Source organism: Nostoc sp. ChiQUE01b (assembly GCF_034531255.1).
Taxonomy (GTDB): Bacteria; Cyanobacteriota; Cyanobacteriia; order Cyanobacteriales; family Nostocaceae; genus Nostoc.
In genome coordinates, this window is the sequence record NZ_JAVRBM010000042.1 from 58214 (window position 1) to 77843 (window position 19630).

The 19630-nt window shown below is 38.1% G+C and carries 12 protein-coding genes; 10 read left to right on the top strand and 2 right to left on the bottom strand.

Annotated features, from left to right (window positions below):
• Positions 1-25: 25 nt before the first annotated feature.
• From RMY63_RS24535 to RMY63_RS24580, 10 genes are all read left to right on the top strand, one after another.
• Positions 26-4669, top strand: a complete 4644-nt coding sequence (locus tag RMY63_RS24535; protein WP_322731215.1) for a polyketide synthase — start codon at positions 26-28, stop codon at positions 4667-4669.
• Positions 4670-4693: 24 nt separating this feature from the next.
• The gene (locus RMY63_RS24540; RefSeq protein WP_322731216.1) at positions 4694-8794 is read left to right on the top strand and encodes an amino acid adenylation domain-containing protein; all 4101 of its coding nucleotides are present in this window, start codon (positions 4694-4696) and stop codon (positions 8792-8794) included.
• 15 nt (positions 8795-8809) lie between these two features.
• Positions 8810-10192 carry a cytochrome P450 gene (locus RMY63_RS24545; protein WP_322731217.1) on the top strand — a complete coding sequence of 461 codons (1383 nt, stop codon included), beginning with the start codon at positions 8810-8812 and terminating at the stop codon, positions 10190-10192.
• A 51-nt stretch (positions 10193-10243) separates the two neighbouring features.
• Positions 10244-11587 carry a cytochrome P450 gene (locus RMY63_RS24550; RefSeq protein ID WP_322731218.1) on the top strand — a complete coding sequence of 448 codons (1344 nt, stop codon included), beginning with the start codon at positions 10244-10246 and terminating at the stop codon, positions 11585-11587.
• Positions 11588-11817: 230 nt separating this feature from the next.
• On the top strand, positions 11818-12699 hold the full coding sequence (locus RMY63_RS24555; protein WP_322731219.1) for an SDR family NAD(P)-dependent oxidoreductase: 882 nt from the start codon (positions 11818-11820) through the stop codon (positions 12697-12699).
• Complete coding sequence (locus RMY63_RS24560; RefSeq protein ID WP_322731220.1) at positions 12692-13723, top strand: sucrase ferredoxin; 1032 nt, start codon at positions 12692-12694, stop codon at positions 13721-13723. Before RMY63_RS24555 ends, RMY63_RS24560 begins: the two co-directional genes overlap by 8 nt.
• A 7-nt stretch (positions 13724-13730) precedes the next feature.
• A complete protein-coding gene (locus RMY63_RS24565) occupies positions 13731-15095 on the top strand; it encodes an MATE family efflux transporter (RefSeq protein ID WP_322731221.1) in 1365 nt (454 codons plus the stop codon).
• A 149-nt stretch (positions 15096-15244) separates the two neighbouring features.
• Positions 15245-16264, top strand: coding sequence for an IS630 family transposase (locus RMY63_RS24570; RefSeq protein WP_322731228.1), 1020 nt, complete (start codon positions 15245-15247; stop codon positions 16262-16264).
• A 289-nt stretch (positions 16265-16553) separates the two neighbouring features.
• Positions 16554-16781, top strand: a complete 228-nt coding sequence (locus RMY63_RS24575) for an MbtH family protein (protein WP_322731222.1) — start codon at positions 16554-16556, stop codon at positions 16779-16781.
• A gap of 131 nt (positions 16782-16912) precedes the next feature.
• Positions 16913-17806, top strand: a complete 894-nt coding sequence (locus RMY63_RS24580; protein WP_322731223.1) for an oxidoreductase — start codon at positions 16913-16915, stop codon at positions 17804-17806.
• A 306-nt stretch (positions 17807-18112) separates the two neighbouring features.
• Here the strand turns inward: RMY63_RS24580 and RMY63_RS24585 are convergent, their stop codons facing one another.
• On the bottom strand, positions 18113-18646 hold the full coding sequence (locus tag RMY63_RS24585; protein ID WP_322731224.1) for a hypothetical protein: 534 nt from the start codon (positions 18644-18646) through the stop codon (positions 18113-18115).
• A gap of 10 nt (positions 18647-18656) precedes the next feature.
• Positions 18657-19484 (bottom strand): transposase, encoded by an 828-nt coding sequence (locus tag RMY63_RS24590; protein WP_322731225.1) that lies wholly within the window; start codon positions 19482-19484, stop codon positions 18657-18659.
• Between the last annotated feature and the right edge of the window lie 146 nt (positions 19485-19630).

Consider the following 19630-nt stretch of genomic DNA (forward strand, 5'->3'; position numbering starts at 1 on the left):
AATATTTATGAACAAGTTTTGATCTATGGATATAGCAGAGAATTTTATTGATAGCTTAGATGATAGAGACGAAATCGCTATTATTGGGATGGCGGGTCGTTTTCCTGGAGCAAATAAAATTGACAGCTTTTGGCAAAATCTGCGCTATGGAGTAGAGTCAATTTCTTTTTTCACGGATGAGGAGCTAATATCTGCTGGGGTAGATTCTGAATTGCTAAAAAATCCTAATTACGTGAAGGCAAACGGTACATTAGAAAATATAGATTTATTTGATGCTTCTTTTTTTGGTTTTTCTCCCAGAGAAGCGGAAATTACAGACCCTCAACACCGACTTTTTCTAGAAGCTGTTTGGGAAGCTTTAGAAAATGCTGGTTACAACTCAGAAACTTATAGCGGTAAAATAGGTCTTTTTGCTGGTGTTGCTGCGAGTTCCTATTTGCTTTCCAACTTATATCCCAATCGAGATTTGCTGGAATCTGTAGACTACTACCAAGTTTTAATTGGGAACGACAAAGATTTTCTACCTACCCTAGTTTCTTACAAATTAAACTTAAAAGGACCAAGTATTAATATTCAAACTGCTTGTTCTACATCATTGGTTGCTGTTCATCTAGCCTGCCAAAGTTTACTTAATGGTGAAAGTGATATAGCTTTAGCTGGTGGTGTAACTGTTGGAGCGCAGCAAAAAACTGGTCACCACTATCAACAGGGAGGAATTCAATCTCCTGATGGTCATTGCCGAGCTTTTGACGCTCAAGCGCAGGGAACGATTGGTGGCAATGGTTTAGGTGTGGTGGTTTTGAAAAGATTAGAGGATGCTATTGTTGATGGTGACTATATTCATGCAGTAATTAAGGGTTCAGCTGTTAATAATGATGGTTCTTTAAAGGTTGGATATACAGCCCCTAGTGTTGACGGTCAAAGGGAAGTTATTCTGGAGGCTTTAGCTTTAGCGTCTGTGGAACCTGAGACCATTAGTTACGTAGAAACGCATGGTACAGGAACCATTTTAGGAGACCCGATTGAAATTAAGGCTCTCACACAAGCTTTTCGCGCTAGCACCAATAAAAAAGGATTTTGTGCGATCGGTTCAGTCAAAACCAATGTCGGACATTTAGATACAGCAGCGGGTGTGACGGGATTAATCAAAACAGTCCTGGCATTAAAGCATAAACAAATACCTCCCAGTTTGCATTTTGAAAAGCCAAATTCACAGATAGACTTCGCCAATAGCCCGTTTTACGTCAACACCAAACTTACTGAGTGGAAAAGCAACGGCACACCCCGCAGAGCAGGTGTGAGTTCCTTCGGCATTGGTGGAACTAATGCCCATGTGATTTTGGAAGAAGCGCCAGCCATTAAAACTTCCGATCCATCCCGTCCTTGGCAATTATTAACAGTATCAGCCAAAACCAGCACCGCTTTAGAGACAGCAACTACCCAACTGCATGATTATCTCGAACAAAACCCCGATACACTCTTACCAGATGTAGCTTACACCCTACAAGTAGGTCGGCGAGCTTTTGACTATCGCCGCATCATAGTTTGTCACGACCGAGATGATGCAGTCAAATCCTTCAACAGCCAAAATCCACAAAGCATTTTTAGCCACCACCACAAACCAGGGCACTGCCCAATCATCTTCATGTTTTCTGGACAAGGGTCACAATATGCAAACATGGGTCGAGAATTATATCAAGTAGAACCAACATTCAAAAAACACGTAAATAATTGCGCCCTTATTTTACAACCCCACCTCGGTCTTGATATCCGCTCCCTACTTTACCCCAACCCAGAAGAAGTAGAAACTGCTGCAAATCAACTCCAACAAACAGCCCTTACCCAAAGCGCGTTATTTGTTATTGAATACGCCCTCGCTCAGTTATTCATGTCTTGGGGAGTACGTCCAGAGGCGATGATTGGTCATAGTATTGGCGAATATGTGGCTGCAACGATTGCAGGTGTCTTTTCTTTAGAAGATGCCCTCAAAATTGTGGCAAAAAGGGGACAGTTAATGCAACAAGTACCCCCAGGAAGTATGCTGGCAATTAGATTCCCAGAAAAAGAAGTGCGATCGCTACTTTCTGCAAATGAGTTATATCGAGAATCTCTACAAATTGCAGTAATTAATAGTCCATATTCCTGTGTCGTATCGGGAACAAGCGAAGCTGTTGCAATCCTGCAAAAACAATTATCTTCAATTGAAGTTGAATGTCGTCTGTTGCATACATCTCATGCGTTCCATTCGGTGATGATGGAACCGATATTGTTAGCATTTGCTGAGGCGATTAAAACAGTCAAACTCAATCCACCCAAGATACGCTTTATTTCCAATGTGACTAATAGTTGGATTACTCAAGAACAAGCGACAAATCCGGATTATTGGTGTCAACATTTACGACAAACTGTGAGATTTTCAGATGGGATATCACAACTAATACAGCAGTTTGAAGGTGTTTTTCTGGAAGTGGGACCGGGACGAACTTTAGGTACGTTAACGACACAGCATTTAGAGAAAGATGCCAAGCAACAGGTATTGACTTCGTTACGCCATGTTAAGGAGCAACAATCGGATGTTTGCTTTTTATTGCAAACATTGGGTCGATTGTGGCTTGCAGGTGTGGAAATCGATTGGTCGGGATTTTATGCTGATGAAAAGCGTTATCGTTTACCTTTACCTACTTATCCTTTTGAACGACAACGTTACTGGATTGAGCCTGAATCGCGATCGCATTCCGTAAACATTAAACCGACGATATTAGATCAAAAGCAAGATATTAGCAATTGGCTCTATATTCCTTCATGGAAACGTTCTTTACTAACTTATACATCATCTGTAGAAATAAAATCTGCACCAGAAGAAAAATGGCTATTCTTTGTGGATGATTTGGGAGTAGGGGAGCAACTAATTGATAAGTTAAGAAATCAGGGTAAAAGTATAATTATTGTTAAGCAAGGAGATGAGTTTAGTAAACTAAGTGAGGGTATCTATACAATTGCTCCATGCAGAAATGAAGATTATGATAAGTTCTTACAAGAACTAATATCTTTAGATAAAAGCCCCGAAAAAATTGTTTATTTATGGAGTCTAACTCATCTTCATAACCGTCCATCAGTAAAATATTTAGAATATAAAAGCTTACTATTTTTAACCCAGAGCCTTAGTAAATTAAAAATTAGCAATTGGCTACAACTTAGGGTGATATCGAACAACATTCAAGAGGTTAATGGGAATGAAGAATTAAATCCAGAAAAAGCTGCAATATTAAGTTTATGTAATGTAATTCCTCAAGAGTATCCCAATATTAGCTGTCAGTGCATTGATATTGCTTTAACTAACAGCATAAACTTAAAAGAAAGACAAGAAAATTGTGAGAGTCATATTATTGACAAGCTTCTGAATGAGTTAACCTCTGTATCCTCAGATACGGTAGTTGCTTATCGCGATCGCCACCGTTGGGTACAAACATTTGAGCCAGTTCATGCAGAGTCAATAGTTGAGGAAAAAATACCTTTAAGAAAACAAGGTGTTTACTTTTTCCCTGGTGGGTTAGAAACTATTGAGGTTGTGCTTGCAGAATATTTAACAAAAACTTTCCAAGCAAAACTCATATTTATTGAAGATGTTGAATTCCCAGAGCAAGATAATTTCTCCCAATGGCTGGAAACTCATCCTCTAGATGATGAAGTGAGTCTCAAAATCCAGCAATTTTTAGCATTAGAGAAATTAGGTACAGAAATTTTGTTATTACGTGCCGATACCACTAATTACGAGCAGATGCATCAAGCTCTTGCATCTGCAAATGTTGAACAAATTAATGGTGTAATTTATTCAACTGGTATCAAGCGCGATAACCTATTTGCTTCTATTCCCGAAATTAATGAAGTAGAATTTGAAAATCTATTAGAATTACAAAGTAGTAAGATTCTAGTATTAGAACAAGTCTTACAGAATTTTAATAAAGATTTTTGTATCATTCTTTCTTCTTTGTCTTCCATTTTAGGAGGATTTGGGTTAAGCTTATATTCAGCAGCTAACCAATTCATCGATACTTTTAGCAATCGGCATAATCAAAAGACTTCTTTCCCGTGGTATATTATAAATTGGGGCAAATTCCAACCGAATATAAGCCGGGAAAGAACAGCACCAGAGCGAGTTTCTGGAGCAGAATTAGCTATTACCCCACTAGAAGCAGTAGAAGTATTTAAACGAGTTTTTTCTTTAGGGGAAGTAGCTCAGGTTATTCTTTCTACAATAGACATTAACGCGAGGAAAAATTATACAATTAGCCTAGATTATTTGGTAGATTCAAAATCTACTAATCAATTAGATTCATCATCGCGCTATTCCCGACCAAGCCTAAGTAATTCCTATGTTGCTCCCACAAATGAGTTGGAAAAACAAATTACAGAGATATGGCAAGAGGTACTTGGAATTACAGAAATCGGTATTTACGATAACTTCTATGAGTTAGGGGGGGACTCCCTGATTGCAACTCAATTAGTGTCTCGATTGCGAGCTAAATTCCCTGTAGACTTACCACTACGCGACCTGTTATTGGATGCGATGATACCAATAAAGCAGGCAGAAATAGTTGAGCAACTTTTGTTGGAAAAAATTGAGGAATTATCTGAAGAGGAAGTTTTAGTTCTTTTAAATAATTCATAATTGGTTAATCAGGAATTATTAGCTATGGATAAAAAATGTTCTAACTTATCACCAGCGAAAAAAGCCCTTTTAGAAAAATGGAAAGGGGGAAAACTTCAAGCTGATGTGATTCCTAAACGTCAAGATTGCCAGAATATTCCCTTATCTTTTTCCCAACAAAGGCTGTGGTTTATTGACCAGCTTTATCACGGTAGTTCGTTCTACAATATTTCCATAGCTTTTCACGTACAAGGAAACCTCGATATTGCAGCACTTGAGCAAAGTTTAAATGAAATTCTTCAGCGTCATGAAGTTTGGCGGACAAATTTTAGGCTTGTGAATGGAGAGCCAATACAAGAAATTTTTCCCCATTCTACTTGGAATATATCTATTATTAACCTAGAACATTTATCTGGTAAAGATTGGGAAGGAGAAGTTAAACAAATTGCAGCAGAGTCAGCAAAAAAATCTTTTAATTTGGCTAAAGGGCTATTAGTGAGAGCGACTTTACTGCGATTGAGTGAAGAAGAACAGGTTTTGCTTGTGACCATGCATCACATTATTACAGATGGATGGTCTTGCGATGTATTCCTGCGCGAACTGTCAGCACTGTACGCTGCTTTCTCAAAAAATCTACCTTCCCCTTTACCCGAACTCCCGATTCAGTATGCAGATTTTGCTGTTTGGCAACGGGATTGCCTGAAGGGTGAATTCCTCGCAACCCAATTAAATTACTGGAAGCAACAACTCCAAGGTGAGTTACCAATACTACAACTACCTACAGACCGTCCACGCCCTAACCTTATTATTTTCACTGGAGCCAAGCAATACTTTGCATTCTCAGCATCCCTAACTAATGCTCTCAAGCAATTAAGTCAGCGAGAAGACGCTACTTTATTTATGAGTTTGCTGGCAGTATTTAACATATTACTATACCGCTACACAGACCAGGAAGATATCTTAATCGGTTCTCCAATTGCTAACCGCAACCGTGCAGAATTGGAAGGGATGTTGGGTTTATTTGTTAATACTTTGGTGTTACGTAATAATCTCAGTGGTAATCCCAGTTTTCGCCAACTTTTACATCGAGTACGGGAGGTGACTCTAGATGCTTATGCACATCAAGATTTACCTTTTGAGATGCTTGTAGAAGAATTGCTACCCGAACGGGACTTAAGCCGAAATCCACTTTATGAGGTCATGTTCGTCCTGCAAAACACCCCAGATTCTGTAAAGGAAGCGTCTGATTTAACTTTACGTACTTTAGAGTTTGATAGCGGTACTGCTCAACTAGATATTTTTCTATCAATATCTGAATCCGAAGAGGGATTAACAGGTTGTTTAGAATACAACACAGATATTTTTGACTCAACAACAATTAGCCAATTTATTAACAATTTCCAAACTTTATTAGAAAATATAGTTGCAAATCCAGAGCAGCATCTGAGTGAATTATCGCTACTTACTGCTTCTGAACAAGAAAAATTATTATTTAAGTTTAACCAAACTCGTGCAGACTACTCTCAACAAGTATCTCTGCATCAATTATTTGAGCAGCAAGTTGAACTAACACCATTATCTGTAGCACTAATTAGCGATTCTGAAGAAATAACTTATCGTCAACTGAACCATAGAGTTAATCAACTGGCACATTACTTACAGAAACAGGGTGTAACAAAAGAAACGCTGGTTGCGCTATGTCTGGAACGCGACCTAGATATGGTAGTGGGGATTTTAGCTATTCTCAAAGCTGGTGGTGCATACATTCCCCTTGACCCAAGTTATCCGATGGAACGTTTGAATTTTATGCTCTCTGATTCCCAAGCATCACTGTTAATTAGTAAGCAAGAAATTTTAGAAAAACTATCACTATCTGCGGCTAAAATCGTTTGCTTGGATATCCAAAAAGAGGAAATTGCACAAGAAAGTTTAGAAAATCTCATTAACTTATCTTCCTCAGATAATCTTGCTTATATTATCTACACTTCTGGGTCAACTGGAACACCGAAAGGTGTGCTTGGTACTCATCGGGGTACAGTAAACGGCTTACACTGGTTATGGAAGACCTATCCTTTCACCCCAGGAGAAGTTTGCTGTCAGAAAACTGCTATAAGTTTTGTTGATTCTATCTGGGAAATTTTTGCTCCTTTACTTCAAGGAATTCCCACAGTAATTATCAACAACGCAACTGTAATAGACCCGCAATTATTTATAAAATCTCTAGCACAACATCAAGTTTATCGAATTATACTTGTACCTTCATTACTACGACTACTTCTAAATAATTATAGTCATCTAGTTAAGAAATTAACGTACCTAAAATTCTGGATAACTAGCGGAGAAGCATTATCGGTTAAATTAGTTCAAACTTTCCAAGAATTGATGCCATTTGCAAAACTAATTAACCTTTATGGCTCATCGGAAGTTTCCGCCAATGCAACGAACTACGATACTAGTTTATTACCAGAACAAGCCCACAGTGTGCCCATTGGTCGTCCAATAGATAACACTCAAGTTTATGTATTGAATCGCGATTTACAACCAACACCCATAGGAGTAATTGGAGAACTTTATCTTGGTGGTGATGGGTTAGCAAAGGGTTATTTACATCGCCCAGAATTAACCCAAGAAAGATTTATTGATAATCCTTTTATACCTGGAAATAAACTTTATAAAACAGGCAATTTAGTCCGATACCTCCAAGATGGTAATCTTGAATATTTGGGTCGCCATGATGAGCAAGTCAAAATCAGGGGTTTTCGAGTAGAATTAGGTGAAATAGCAGCTGCGATCGCACAACACCCAGATGTGCAAGAATCGGTTGTCATTGCCAGCAATGATGCTCAAGAAAATCCCCGTTTGATTGCCTATCTTGTCACAAATAAGCAGGATATAACAACGCAACTGTTATCCTATTTGCAACAGAAGCTACCTAACTATATGTTACCATCCGCTTTTATCCTACTTGATAAACTTCCATTGACACCTAATGGAAAAGTAGATAAGCGTGCATTGCTAAGTAGTGATGTTATCCAATCAAATACAAATAAAGCCTTTGTTGCTCCTCGAAATTTTACAGAATTAGCTTTAGCAAAAGCTTGGGAGAATCTCCTCAATACTAGCCCTATTGGAGTGACGGATAACTTTTTTGACTTAGGAGGACACTCGTTTTTAGGCGTTCGCTTAATGGCTCAAATTTACGATAAATTTAAACATAATCTTCCCTTATATACTCTTTTTGAAAACCCAACTATTGAAAAACTAGCTGCGATTGTTAGTCAACCATTTCGCGAAATTTCTAATTCTCACTTGGTAGCAATTAACTCTTCTGGTGACAAGTTACCTTTCTTCTGTATGCATGGCGCTGGTGGAGATATTAGTCAATACTTTAAATTATCCAAAATACTAGGTGAGGAATATCCATTTTATGGATTAGAACATGGACCAGACCCTGAACAGCCTAAAATTATTTCAGTAGAGGAAACAGCGTCTCGCTATCTGCAAGAAATTCGTAAAGTACAACCAAACGGTCCCTATCTTTTAGGTGGTCATTGTTATGGTGGTGTACTTGCTTTTGAAATGTCGCAACAATTACAAAAACAGGGTCAAACAGTGGGTTTAGTAGCTATTATCGATGCCATATTACCAGAGACAACGATTGAATCAACAGATGATGATGATGCGAAGTTTTTGCTGCGTATAGCTGAAGAAATCAAAACAGAAAATGAAATCGATTTTTCTGTTCCCTTTGAGGAACTTCGAGATTTATCACTGGATGAGCAACTGAATTTGTTAAACAAAAAAGCCAACTTTATTTTTTCTGATGCAGAGCTTAAGGATTTTCTCCGTCATTACCAACTTTTCAAAGCCAATGTTCAAGCAATGCGAGATTATGTGCCGCAGATTTATCCCCACTCCTTAACTGTCTTTCGAGCAAAAGAAGAGATTATTCATGATTTTGATAATCCAGAATGGAGTACTGATGACCTGTTTCTAGGTTGGGATAAATATTCCAATGAATCGACTCGGGTTGTTGATGTTCCAGGAAATCATTTTTCAATACTACTTGAACCTCATATTCATGAATTAGCCAAACAATTGAGAATATGCATTGATAATGCTGTCCATAATTTAAATATGCAATAGGAGTAAAAGAGACTGATGCAACTACCTCCAGGACCGAAAACTCCTTCTTGGTTACTAGCCCTACAATTTGAGGCTGATATCTTTGGCTATATGGATGCTATTTCTCAACGTTACGGTGACATTGTGACTGTAATGTTTGGTTCTATACCAACAGTTTATGTCAGTAATCCTTCAGGTATAAAGGAGGTTTTTACCCAGAGCAAGGAAATTGTAGCTAGGGGCGCATTAAACAAAGAAGGGTTTGCTTTATTCACTGGAGAGCAAGGAGTTCTGCAACTGGATGAGTCGCGTCATAAAAATCGGCGCAAATTGTTAATGTCAGCCTTTCACGGTGCGCGGATGCAAACCTGCGGACAGCATATCTGCGAACTGACAGAAAACATTATGGATCAACAAGTTACTGGAAAACCTTTCCTTGTCTACTCAATGCTAGAGCATATTACCTTAGCAATAGGTATAGAAATTGTCATGGGATTGCGTGAAGGAGAACGCTATGAAAGAATAAAACATTTATTTGCTTCTGTGTTTAAACATGAACTTTCCCCACTACTGCAACTGGTTGCAAAACTACCCTTTTGGGGATGGAATTTAGGAAGGTGGAGTCCTCAAGGAAATTTGCTTTACCTCCGGCAAGAACTCTTTCAACTGCTCTATGGAGAAGTTCAAGAACGTCGCAAGCAAGCAGATGCATCTCGCACTGATATTCTATCTGATTTACTATTAGCAACTGATGAGACAGGTGAGCCGCTTGCTGATGAGGAAATACGAGATTTATTAATTTCACCTATCGGAGCGGCTCAAGGTGCTTCAGCAACTGCGATCGCTTGGGCTTTGTACTGGATTCACCGTTTACCTCATGTTCGCGATCGTCTGCTAGAAGAACTTAACCGCCTTGGCGGAAACCTACATATCACAGGCATCTTGGCATTACCTTATCTCAATGCTGTTTGCAACGAAGTTTTACGAATTTACCCAACTCAACTTTTCGCATTTCCCAGGATAGTAGAGTCTCCTGTTGAAATAATGGGTTATGAGTTGAGTCCGGGAACAATACTAATTGCAAATATTTATTCTACACATCAGCGTGAAGATTTATATCCAGAGCCAAAACAATTTAAGCCAGAGCGTTTTCTCGAAAAACAGTTTTCTACCTATGAATTTTTGCCCTTTGGTGGCGGTTCTCGTGTTTGTATTGGTGGAACATTTGGTCTGTTTGAAATGAAATTGGTATTGGCAACAATTCTTTCACACTATCAGTTAAAGCTAGTGAGAAAACAACCAGAAAGACCAAAATTTAATGGTCTTCTTTGTTACCCTGCTAGTGGTGTGAAAATGGTAGTGCTTAGTCAGCATCAACATCAAGGACAGTCGCAGTCATTAGTTATTAGTTCAGTTTAATCTCTGGAGTTTTTTTCATTCCTTTTGATACTTGAGTAATAAGTAATATTTATGACACTACCTCCAAGCCCGAAAACGCCCACTTGGCTGCTAGGTTTACAGCTTTTGACTAATCCGCTTGGCTGTATGGATGCTATTTACAAACGCTATGGCGACATAGTCACCATGATGGATGGTTCTACACCAGTAATTTACGTTAGCAATCCTTCAGGGCTAAAGCAGATTTTTAGTAGTACTAGAGAAATTACAGTCTCTAGTATATTTAACCAAAAACCTACGCTTACACAAGGAATCGCACAAATTGATGGGTTAGTTCACAAACATCGTCGCTCTCTCTTAATCAAGGTTTACCAAGGGAAGCGGATGGAAACTTTTGGGCAACGTATTTGCGAACTCACAGAAAAAATTATGAGTCAACAGGCTGTTGGAAAAACTTTCATTGCCTATGAAACTATATTAAAAATTACCTTGCAAATAGCTATAGAAGTTGTGATAGGATTGCGGGAAGGGGAGCGCTTCAAAAAAATCAAGCATTTATGTAACTCTTTAATTAAATACGAAAACTCTTCTCTATTTAATATAATCGGACAACTTCCTTTTGCAGAAATAGATTTCGGAAAGGGAAGCCTGTTAAGCTATCATAACTATCTCGAAGAAGAAGTTCTTCAATTTTTACACGATGAAGTTAAACAACGCCGCAAGCAAGCAGATTCTTCACGTACTGATATGCTTTGCGATCTTATATTTGCTTGTGATGAAACAGGTAAAGCATTAAGTGATGAAGAAGTGCGCGACTTACTATTTTTGCCTATATTAGCGAGTAGGGATGGTGCATCGCATTCGATCACTTGGTCTTTGTACTGGATTCACCGTTCACCTGCTGTTCGTAAGCGACTATTTGAAGAACTTAATAGCCTTGGTGAAAATCCAGATCCTATGGATGTTGTTGCATTACCCTACCTTAACGCTGTTTGTAACGAATCTTTACGAATTTGGCCAAGTGCGTTATTCACATTTCGGCGGCTGGTTGAGGCTCCAGTAGAAATAATGGGCTATGAATTAGTTCCGGGAACAGTAATCGTTTGTAATATTTATTCAACACATCAACGAGAAGATGTATATCCAGAGCCGAAACAATTTAAACCAGAGCGTTTTCTAGAAAAAAAATTCTCTCCCTATGAATTTATACCCTTCGGTGGTGGCGCTCGTAATTGTATTGCAGGGGCTTTTGGTATGTTTCAAATGAAGCTTGTGTTAGCAACAATTATTTCGCGCTATGAATTAGCCCTGGTTAACAAGCAACCAGAAGGACAAAGGCTTGTGGGTGACCAATGTCACGCAAAGAGTGGTGTAAAAATGGTCATGCATGGACGGTATCAACATCAAGGACAATAGCAGCTACTTGATTCTGGCTTTAGCCACTAGGTTTAGGAATTATGTAAAGTCAGTTGCGTAACTTTTTGATTGAAACCTTTATATTTTTTATACTCTGACAACAGTTATTTTTACACGATTTTTTTGTTTGGGTACGGCTCTTCTCAAGAGACTATATTTTGATATACAACATATTTCTCAATTTTCTATTTTGAGACTAAAAAGATATTTCACTATTAGAGGAATTAGGTATGAATAAGAGTAATAAAGGCGCAGTTGTAATTACAGGAACATCCACAGGTCTCGGTCGAGCAACCGCACTTTTACTGGATAAACAAGGGTATCGAGTTTTTGCTGGAGTCCGCACAGAAAAAGATGCAGAGTCACTAAGGCAGGCTGCGTCTGGTAATTTAACTCCAATTATCATGGATATCACAAAAACAGAACAAATTAAATCAGCTTTGGACTTTGTTTCATTAGCAGTTGGTGAAACTGGATTATTTGCGTTAATCAATAATGCAGTTGTAGCAGCAAATGGAGCAATTGAATGTACAACAATAGATGATATAAAATTGAACTTTGAAGTCAATATTATCGGTCAAATCGTAATTATACAAGCATTCTTACCACTGCTACGAAAAGCTAGGGGTAGAATCATCAATATCAGTGGAGGTTGTGGCAGAGCACCTATACCATATTTTGGCATCTTATCAGCTACAAAAGCAGCACTTGAGTCAATTACAGATTGTTTAAGAATGGAGTTAAGGTCTAGCGGCATTGAGGTTCTTTCTATATTACCAATGGATGCACTATTGACCCCAGAACAAGCTGACAAACAAGAGATAAATTGCAAGAAACTCTTAGCTAATATATCACCTGAGCATCAAGCTTTATATGGTAAAAATCATAAAATACATATGGAAGATGTCATCAAGTCTAACCGGGAAACAGGAGCGCCTCTTGAAATTGTGACAGAGGTTATATTAGAGGCTTTGGAAGCGAAAAAGCCTAAAAGACAATACTTTCCCACAAGATCACCTTGGGACTCAAGACTATTTGGATTGTGCAAAAGATTGCTACCACATCAATATTTTTATGATAATGTCTTTTTTAAGAGCTTCGGATATGATTAACAACACAAAAGATTGTCGTTTTTGCTCCTTAGTTTCCAAAGCTAATAGAGAAGACCCAATTGGTACAGCAGATACTTGTGACTATTGGTTAATTATGGAAATTCCCCAACCTTGGTCGCAAAATATCTTTGAAGAAAATCCAACTCTCAAATCAGTGGTGGGTTTGTTTCAAGAGTTAGTTTTTCAGCATGGAATTAAGTTAAAACCGATACTAATCGCTCCTGACCGTGAATATTTTTGTGCTGGTTTTACACGTATCTTCTATTACTATCGTCCTGCCAAGCTGTTTTCTCAGTTTGAGAAACAGGAATTTGTTATTCCAGAAACCGAAGCTGCTGCTTTAGTGACAGCAATCTTCAAGCAGCTAATGCAACAACCCAACGATTTATCAGAATTTCAGAAATATCAACAACAAACGAATCATATTCGTGAATTAATGGTTTGCACCCATGCTCAAGTAGACCTTGCTTGCGGCAGATTTGGCACTCCTATATATCGACAATTACGTAAGGAATATGCTCCTGCTTCCAACGGAAGGTTAAGAGTATGGCAAACAACTCACTTTGGCGGTCATCAATTTGCTCCTACCCTAATTGATTTACCTCAAGGATGCTTGTGGGGACATATTGAACCAGAGATGTTGGATTTACTAGTAAAGCGAAATGGTTCAGTCTTTGGTGTGCGTCAATACTACCGAGGGTGGACTGGTTTAAGCAAATTTGAGCAAATAGCCGAGCGTGAAATTTGGATGCAGTCTGGGTGGAATTGGCTTAACTATTTGAAAGCGGGAAAAGTAGTGACAATGGAAGAAGTCGCCGAAGGAAAGGAACCTGACTGGGCAGAAGTTCAGATTGATTTTGCAGACCCAGCTAGTAGTACAAAAGGTGTTTATGAAGCCAAAGTCGAAGTTTGTGGAGAAGTGATGACAGCATTGAACTCGGCAAAAGAAATGGAATTAGAAGCAGTAAAGCAGTATCGTGTTAGCCATTTGGTCAAGGTTGAGTCAAAAGCAACAAGCCGATAACTTAAAAATGACTCCACAACAACAATCTCAAGTCACGAATGAAATCCTCCAAGGCAATCTCGTTAAGCTGACATTCAAATTATCAATTCCCAGTACTTTGGGAATACTGATATTTAGCTTGAATAATTTTCTTGATGGTTTTCTTGCAGGGCAATTTATTGGTGAAACAGCTCTGGCTGGTATCACCCTTGCACTACCGCTCACTGGTATAGCTGAGGGATTTTCTCTCTTAGTTGGGGTCGGTTCTGGTTCTGTTCTCAGTCAAGCCATTGGTTCTGGAAATATCAAAACTCAATCGAAAATATTTGGCAACTTAATAGTTATGGGTGTCGCGATCGCCTTTGTGATCACAATTCTTGGTTATAGCTTTGGTGAAAAACTCATTGTATTCATGGGAGGAAGTGGTGAAGTTGCCTCTGCTGGTGCAGCATATTTTAAGACTTATATACTGGGTTCAGTATTCTATATGCTAGCAGGAGCTTCGAGCCAACTCATCAAATCAGAAGGCAATATAAGACTATCAACTATATTTGACTTGATTTTTGTCATCGTTAACATCTTCTTAAATTATATATTTATTAGTGTCTTTCATTGGGGTATTCAAGGAATTGCCCTCGCTACAGTTATTGGAATGGCTGTTTCCACTATTGTCAACTTAACTTATTTCCTCTCTGGTAAAAGCTCTATCCCAGTGAATCTGAAAAAGTTAGCGATCGCAATAGATTTACTACCCGCAATCTTATCAGTGGGAGTATCTTCCCTGTTTTATCCAGTGATGATATTGGTTCAAGAATTTGTGATGTTTAATCTAATTTCTGATTATGGAAAGGATATTGATATTGCTTTTTTCGGTGCAACAATGAAATTGAGTTCACTGATGGTTATTCCTATTATGGGTTTTGCACAAGCATTACAACCAGTCATAGGTATGAATTATGGAGCAAATAAGTACAGAAGGGTTAAAAATGCATACTTAATTTTCACACTAATAGGAACTACATTACTATTATTTATTTGGCTGCCTTTACAAATAGCTCCAAAGATATTTTTAAATATAATTTTACCAGATGTTAATTTTACTATAAAGGATGTAATTAATTTTAGGATTATCAATATGCTAATACCAATATGGCCTTTAGCTTACTGTGGTAATACCTTTTTTTTATCTATTGGTAAACCTAAAGTTGTTTTACTAGCAATATTCTTGAAAAGTATAGTATTAAATGTGCCCATGATGATATTCTTCTCTAAGATAATTGCTTTAAGAGGTATATATATTGGTTCAATATTGGCAGATTTTATATTTATGGTAGTAGTATTTTTACTAACAGTGAAAGAATTTGGACATTTATCTAGTCTTAAGTGCATATGATTTATTTTTTATATTTAATATAAGTAAATATTGTTAAGCCTGTAAATATATCTAGAATTTTCATATAGCAATCCGAAATCATTTATGAGAAAATACTGAAGACGATAGAAGTAATATTAGCGACAATTGCTTGGATAATAGCGATGTGGATACAGTCATTAGAAGATTTTATCAGACATAGCCAAGATAAACGTGAAATTACACGAGCAATGGCAGTCAAAATGTTGCTTTGTGGATACAAACATAAAGAGATAATGCCAATATTGGGTGTTTCATCAGGCTTTATAAGTACATGGAAAAAAGCATTTTTTCAAAACGGAGTAGATGGTTTAAAGTTAGCATATAAAGGTAGCAAAGTATTTTTGGATACACGACAACATAAGGAAGTGATTGAATGGCTACAAACAAAGGATGAATGGACGCTTAATGAGCTAGAATACCAAGTTGCATCTAAGTATGGAGTGATATTTGAATCAAAACAAAGTTACTATGATTTATTTGATGAAGCAGGTATTAGTTGGAAGAAAACTCAAGCTAATAATCCAAAGCATAACCCGGAATTAGTCGCCTTAAAAAAAAAAGAGATTTGTGAATTGTTGGAGAAGCGACGACCTGAAATTGAGACAGGAGAGCTAGTTGTTTTCATGATTGATGAATGTCATTTACTATGGGGAGACATAATCGGATATATCTGGGGTAAAATGAGTGAGCGCATTTCAATTCCAGTTATCAATGCTCGTGATAAACAAACATACTTTGGTGCATTAGACTATAAAACAAAGGAATTTCTCACCTATTCTGCCAAGAAAGGTAACTCTGAAAACACAATTAATTTTTTGGAGTATCTCCGCTCACAACGTCCAGATGCAAAACTTTTAATCATTTGGGATGGTGCTAGTTATCATCGTTCTCAACAAATCAAAGATTATTTAAATTCTTTGAATGCGAACTTAGAAAAAGAACAATGGTTGATAACTTGTGAAAGATTTGCCCCAAATGCACCTCAACAGAACCCAGTAGAAGATATTTGGTTGCAAGGAAAAAGACTGATTCGAGAGTTTTATTTTTTCTGTCATTCCTTCTCTGTTGTCAAGGCTTTATTTGAGTTGTCGCTTAATTGTCAAATTTTTGACTTCCCTAAGCTCCATGAATATGGTGTTTTCTCATGAATCATTTAGGATTGCTATATTAAATTATATTAATATATACGTACAAATAAAATTTTTAATAATTAGATGGGTGACAACATGGCGACAATGGGAAAATACTGCAAGGCATATTTAGTCAAAACACTGCGTCAATTTAAACAATGGAGGGAAAATTCAGAAAATACAAGGAAAGAAAAGGAACATATAGATGGTAAGGAAGTTGAAGTAAAAAGGGTCTTGACTGATGATGATTTCTTATACTTATAAGAGAATTATGTAGTGACAGTCAGCAACGCCCAAGAGGTTAATTATGTATCAAGACGACAAAGAAGACACGACAATTTACAAAGTTGTAATTAATCACGAAGAACAATATTCCATTTGGCCATTAGACCGCGAAAATCCTCTTGGTTGGAAAGATGCTGGAAAAAATGGACTCAAACAAGAATGTTTAGATTACATCAAAGAAGTCTGGAATGACATGAGACTGCTTAGTCTCCGGAAAAAGATGCAGGAAACAGCTGGCAACATCCAGTAAGCAACTGTGCGTTGAAATTGTGTACTTGGTGGGTTTTTTATGCCCACTTCAGGTTCATACAAGCATTTTTCTGCTTCTGCAATTTCAAGTTTCTTTAGCTTAGTAACGCTTGTTAAAAATGGAGAATTTCTATGGTAACGTCCTCAGTTTCTCAGACTCGAGTATGGTTTATCACTGGTTGCTCAAGTGGTTTTGGTCGAGCATTAGCAGAAACAGTGCTTGAGCGAGGCGAGACTGTGGTGCTAACAGCACGCAATCCACAGCAGGTAGAAGATTTAGCGGCAAGTTTTCCGGATCGGACATTAGCAGTACAACTTGATGTAACGAAACCTGAAGAGGTAAGAGAAGCTGTAAAACAGGCTATCGCCAACTTCGGTCGCATTGATGTACTTGTCAATAATGCAGGATGTGAGGTTGCTGGAGTCATTGAAGAAGTTCCCGATCAAGAAGTTCGTCGTGAGTTTGAAACAAACTTTTTTGCTGTCTTGGAAGTACTCCGAGCAGTACTACCTCATATGCGACAACAACGCAGTGGTCATATTCTGAATTTCTCGTCACTTGCCAGTTTTGGTGCTGGTGCTGGTGGAGGAATTTATAGTAGCAGCAAACTTGCACTAGAGGGAATTTGTGGTTCGCTGGCTAATGAAGTAGCACCTTTTGGCATCAAAGTCACAATTGTTGAACCTGGTGGATTCCGCACAGATTTTTTCAACCGTTCTTATGTCTTAACTGAAACTCAGATTGAAGACTACAAACCCTTAATTGATGAAATAAGTCAGACAATACGGGGTATACAAAATCTAACAATTAAGCTACCAGGTAACCCAAGGAAAGCCGCTCTGGCGATAATTAAAGTGGTTGATAGTGATAATCCACCAATCAGATTGGCTCTGGGAGCCGATGCGGTAGAAGCTATTGAAGGTGCATTAGAATTTATTAAATCAGAATTAGATGCTTGGAGGGAAGTGTCTATAAGTACTGATTTTGACGAGGTTGCAGCAGATAAAATCGAAGTTGCCAGCTAGCTAGCTGATACTGCAAGCTGGAGATAGGTGCGTTAGTCTCTGGGCTTACACATTAGACATCTCCGAAAAATGCCAATGCCAATCTCTAACTGAGCTTCAAGCTTGTGATCGCGCGAGCGTTCATGACAAGCAGAGTGCCACTTTCAACGCCAAAATCAGGTTTTGATACCGTTTTTGTTTTGGACTTTGGACAAAAAAGGAAGTTCGCGGATAATTTAGGCGAACAAAAACTTAGGCATCATAAATTCCCTCAGTTATTTTTCAAACTGAATGAAACGGAGTTAAACGCCTCAAGCCTAAGAAAATTTACGCGGCGTTTTGTTTATTAGGTGTTGATTTTGACTGCTTTTTGACCACAGGATGCTTAATTCGTGGCGTTTTAGTCTGACCTTGAACTCGACCCATGGAATTTCCCCGGGTTTTGGGGGAACGAGCAGGTGTACCAATCTTTGAAATAATTCTGTGAAAATCTCGTTGCACTACACTTGGAGTCACAATTTTATCATTGTTTTGTTCTTTGGGAGACTCCCAGGGTCTGGGTAAATGCGTTGCTAACTCCTTTGCAGCCCACAACTGTACGTAAGAGAGCATGACTAATCGTATCCAATTTTCTTCATGTTCAACATCTGGAGTTTGAAACTGCGTCATCAACAAACGTTGCTTACTGAAGCGGAACATGTGTTCAATATCAAACCTTTGTCTGAAGCTTTGATACGCAACCGAAGGGGAAATTTCCTCACGTTGATCGCCGATGACAACTAACCACATGGGTTTCCACACCGAATTACCAATATCATCAGTTACATGAACCCTGACAAGAGTGAAAGGATGACGGTACATTTTTTGATCCTTAGTTCCCCTCATCAACATTTGATGCCAAGCAAGGAGGGTTATGTTTAAAATGCGACATGCAACGAGTTGTCTGCTGTGTAAGTGTAGTTTCGTCCGGTTCGTGCCAAGTTTCAACCTCAGCTAAATTAAACCGCTCCCCGTATTTTTTGGGGCAGCCACGTTTTTTATTTGACTTGTCAATAATTGGACTTTGGTAGAAAATACGATTACTACGGACTCTGGCTATGACTACCAAATTTTTGTGTTTAGACTGCTCAAAAAGAAATGAACGTTGGCTATAGGCGCTATCTGCAACCAATATACACAATTTTTCATCCCAAAGAAGTGATGAATCGCACATCACGGATGAAATTTGTTCACCTCCTACCTCAACGCCACTTTTATCAAGTGATACCCTTTCTCCTGATATTGGTATTGACCAAGGTGCAGCATTACCAGTTTCTTTCGAGGGTTCGATAGAAAGTATCGAATAACAATGACCAATATTAATCGGTTTGTTACCAATTATAGTATTCGGTTGATAAATGTACCCACGGTCAGCTAAAGTTCTTGCATAAGGACGCGGATGTGGTGTTGTATCAAGAGCAAATAAGTGAAATGGGCGTTGTTGTGGTTCGTCAATTAACTCAGACACCACCCTAATTAAGTTATTGGGTTCTTCTTTTTCTTCTTCAACTTCATTGTTCGCCTCCTGACTAGTTGTATTAAATGATTCTTTTATTGCTTTATAAATAGAGTTATAGCTTCTCGGAAACAAAGGATTTAAAGATAACTCAACAATTGAACTGGCTCCCGTATTACCCGCTAGCGCATCCAATAAATTCATACAGGCATCACTACATGATTCAAAACAGTTGTAAATTTTTTGTCTAAAATCCTGAAATCGCGCTATTAATTGATTGTTATTAAATTTCGGCATAAGTAAGTCGGCGCGAAAAAACTAAACTATGTAAAGATAAATAAATACGGAGA

Excerpts from the sequence above, each read along its gene's own strand:
- RMY63_RS24575 (WP_322731222.1), top strand. The coding sequence starts at position 16,554 with ATGTATCAAGACGACAAAGAAGACACGACAATTTACAAAGTTGTAATT.
- RMY63_RS24540 (WP_322731216.1), top strand. The coding sequence starts at position 4,694 with ATGGATAAAAAATGTTCTAACTTATCACCAGCGAAAAAAGCCCTTTTA.
- RMY63_RS24535 (WP_322731215.1), top strand. The coding sequence starts at position 26 with ATGGATATAGCAGAGAATTTTATTGATAGCTTAGATGATAGAGACGAA.
- RMY63_RS24580 (WP_322731223.1), top strand. The coding sequence starts at position 16,913 with ATGGTAACGTCCTCAGTTTCTCAGACTCGAGTATGGTTTATCACTGGT.
- RMY63_RS24550 (WP_322731218.1), top strand. The coding sequence starts at position 10,244 with ATGACACTACCTCCAAGCCCGAAAACGCCCACTTGGCTGCTAGGTTTA.
- RMY63_RS24585 (WP_322731224.1), bottom strand. The coding sequence starts at position 18,646 with ATGTACCGTCATCCTTTCACTCTTGTCAGGGTTCATGTAACTGATGAT.
- RMY63_RS24560 (WP_322731220.1), top strand. The coding sequence starts at position 12,692 with ATGATTAACAACACAAAAGATTGTCGTTTTTGCTCCTTAGTTTCCAAA.
- RMY63_RS24565 (WP_322731221.1), top strand. The coding sequence starts at position 13,731 with ATGACTCCACAACAACAATCTCAAGTCACGAATGAAATCCTCCAAGGC.
- RMY63_RS24555 (WP_322731219.1), top strand. The coding sequence starts at position 11,818 with ATGAATAAGAGTAATAAAGGCGCAGTTGTAATTACAGGAACATCCACA.
- RMY63_RS24545 (WP_322731217.1), top strand. The coding sequence starts at position 8,810 with ATGCAACTACCTCCAGGACCGAAAACTCCTTCTTGGTTACTAGCCCTA.
- RMY63_RS24590 (WP_322731225.1), bottom strand. The coding sequence starts at position 19,484 with ATGAATTTATTGGATGCGCTAGCGGGTAATACGGGAGCCAGTTCAATT.